Here is a 2,568-nt window from a genome sequence, read left to right as displayed (position 1 = left end):
ATAATATAGAAGAAACCAAGAAAGATAGAAGAATTGAAGTACGTATGGTATTTAGTAATGAGGATTTAGAAAAAGCAATAAAGGAAAGAAAAAATTAATAGACGTTAAAGATATTTAATAAAAAATGTTACTAGAAATTAGAAGGTGGAGAGAAATTTATGTAAAAAAATCCTCCAGCTTCTTTTATTTTGATTAAATTATTTTTTTAATGAATTTTTTAATCTTAAAATACCAATAATTAATGATAAAATTCCTAAAAATAGATATATTGGACTTGCTTCTTTACACCAATCAAATAGAGTTTTCCATATTAAAATACCAAATAAATTACATTCTATATGAACAATAATTGGTGCTATAATTGTTTTGCTCTTAATATATATTAATGCTAGAATTATTCCAGAAATAAATGTATAGATTCCTTGAATTAAATTCATATGCATAATAGAAAATACTAAGGCTTGTATAAAAATACTTAGTTTAATATTGTAATTCTTTCTTAAATATCCAAATATTATTCCCCTAAAAAATATTTCTTCAAAAACCGGAACGATTGTAATTGCAAATAAAACTCCTATTATACTACTAGATTGATTTATTCGATTTGAAATACTGGAATAATTGTTGGTAAAAGTACTAAAAGTTCCAACAATAAGTATACTTAGTGTACTTAATCCAATTCCTAAGAGAATACTGTTTATTAAATCATTAAAATTAATTTTATTTATATGTATACTTTCTTTAAATTTATTAAAGTTATTTTTGAATAAAATTTTAATTAATATAATTAAAAAAATGATATCTACAATACCACTTATAATATTAGAATATTTATTTTCATAAAATAATCTTAAAGTATTATAGTTGGAGAAATTATAATTGTTAAGTAAAATACAACAAATTACTACTATTAGATTTATTATTGTGCCTAATAGTAAATATAGTATTGGTAATCCTAAAATTATTTCTAATTGATATTTTAATTCTTTAAAATTTTTCATAACCAATAGCTCCTTTTTACCTAAAAATTACTCTTAAATCTTAAAAATTTAAATTTTGTGCAATTGTATTTTAAAGTTACATAAACATTAAAAAATTACATATTTATATCTTAAAATATTAATATTTTTTTAATAATTGGATTAAAATTAACTTTTGTACAAAATATATTAATGGTTAGAGATTCAAAATAATAATTAAAATTTAGACAAGCTAAAAAGTTAAATTATAGAATAATATTTAATTATAACTTAGTTTCTTTAAAATTGAGATTTATCTCCATAGTCTGAACGATATACACCATTTAAACCAGCATACTTACCTATCTCAGATAACTCTTTTATTATATTCTCTTCATTAGAGGAAAAAGTCAGTTTTTTTGTGTAAGCTGTAAAATATATATAGTTAACTAATCTATTTATTAAAGGAATATTTTTCTCATCAGATAAATCTAGTTTTGTATAAACTTTTAATAATACCTCTTTAATATCATCAAAATTATTTTCTTTTGATTTTGAAAGACTGTTATATAAAGAATGTACCAAATCTTTAGATCTATTCATTAGTTTAACATTTTCCATTCACAACATCTCCTAAATACAATTATAAATAAATTATAGTATTTTTATAAATGAAAGTCTATAAATATTTACAAATAATACATTAAAACATATAATTAACATTAAAAGGGAAATTATTATGAAAAGGAGAAAAAAATGGAGAATCAAATTAAAAAGTCAAAAGCACCAATAATTTTAGGAGTTATAAGTTGTATAGCTTGGCTTATTCCATTAATAGGGATAATTATTAGTATAGTAGGTATAGTCATATCCTCTAAAAAGATAAAAGAGCTTAGTTGTAAAGCGTATAAGATAGCATTAGCTTTAAATATTATAGGGTTAGTTTTAACTATTATATACTTTGTAGTTAACTTTGTTATATTATATAAGCAACTATTAGCTTAGAGGAGATTGTATATGAAAAAGTTTTTTAAAACAGTAGGAGTATGCTTAGGATTTCCAATTTTAAATTTTCTTATTGTAAGTTTTATACAAGGATTTTTTTTAGGTTATACAAAGAATAATATTTCCTTATTTCAAAAAAATGTTTTTTTATTAACAATATTAGGAGATATATTAACATTAATATTAATTGGAGTAATATTTTTAGCTTCTAATGAAGGAATATTAAAAAGAATAAAAGTAAAAAAGATAAATTTAAAAGAATATTTGTATATTATTGCCTTAAGCATAGGGGTAAGCATAATATTAGTATTTATAAGTGGTATTTTAACTAAAATAATACCAAGTTATAATAATATAATTAATCAGTTAAATGTTACAAGCAAATCTTTATCACAATTAATAATAGTCATAATATTAATTCCTATATATGAAGAGATATTTTATAGGGGAATTATCTTCGGATATTTAAGGAAAAACTTTAACATAATAGCAGCTATTTTAGTACAAGCTTTAATTTTTGGAATTATGCATTTAAACTTAGTTCAAGGCATTTATACATTTATTTTAGGTATAGTATTAGCTTTGATCTATATGTATTCAGATT

At 20.5% G+C, this 2,568-nt stretch carries 4 protein-coding genes; 2 read left to right on the top strand and 2 right to left on the bottom strand.

The features are described from left to right. Positions 1-197 precede the first annotated feature (197 nt). Positions 198-1,001, bottom strand: coding sequence for a CPBP family intramembrane glutamic endopeptidase (locus Q4E08_RS12050; RefSeq protein ID WP_255994022.1), 804 nt, complete (start codon positions 999-1,001; stop codon positions 198-200). 258 nt (positions 1,002-1,259) lie between these two features. Then, a complete protein-coding gene (locus Q4E08_RS12045) occupies positions 1,260-1,580 on the bottom strand; it encodes a bacteriocin immunity protein (protein ID WP_255994023.1) in 321 nt (106 codons plus the stop codon). Between the two features lie 135 nt (positions 1,581-1,715). On the opposite strand from Q4E08_RS12045, the gene Q4E08_RS12040 reads away from it, so the two are divergent. Further along, complete coding sequence (locus Q4E08_RS12040) at positions 1,716-1,964, top strand: hypothetical protein (RefSeq protein WP_255994024.1); 249 nt, start codon at positions 1,716-1,718, stop codon at positions 1,962-1,964. A gap of 12 nt (positions 1,965-1,976) precedes the next feature. Beyond that, positions 1,977-2,568, top strand: a 592-nt coding sequence (locus Q4E08_RS12035; protein ID WP_303131251.1) for a CPBP family intramembrane glutamic endopeptidase, incomplete at its 3' end; no start/stop codon positions are given.

Source organism: Clostridium sp. (assembly GCF_030532265.1).
In the GTDB taxonomy this organism is placed as follows: Bacteria; Bacillota; Clostridia; order Clostridiales; family Clostridiaceae; genus Clostridium.
This window is presented reverse-complemented; position numbering and strand designations above follow the sequence as displayed.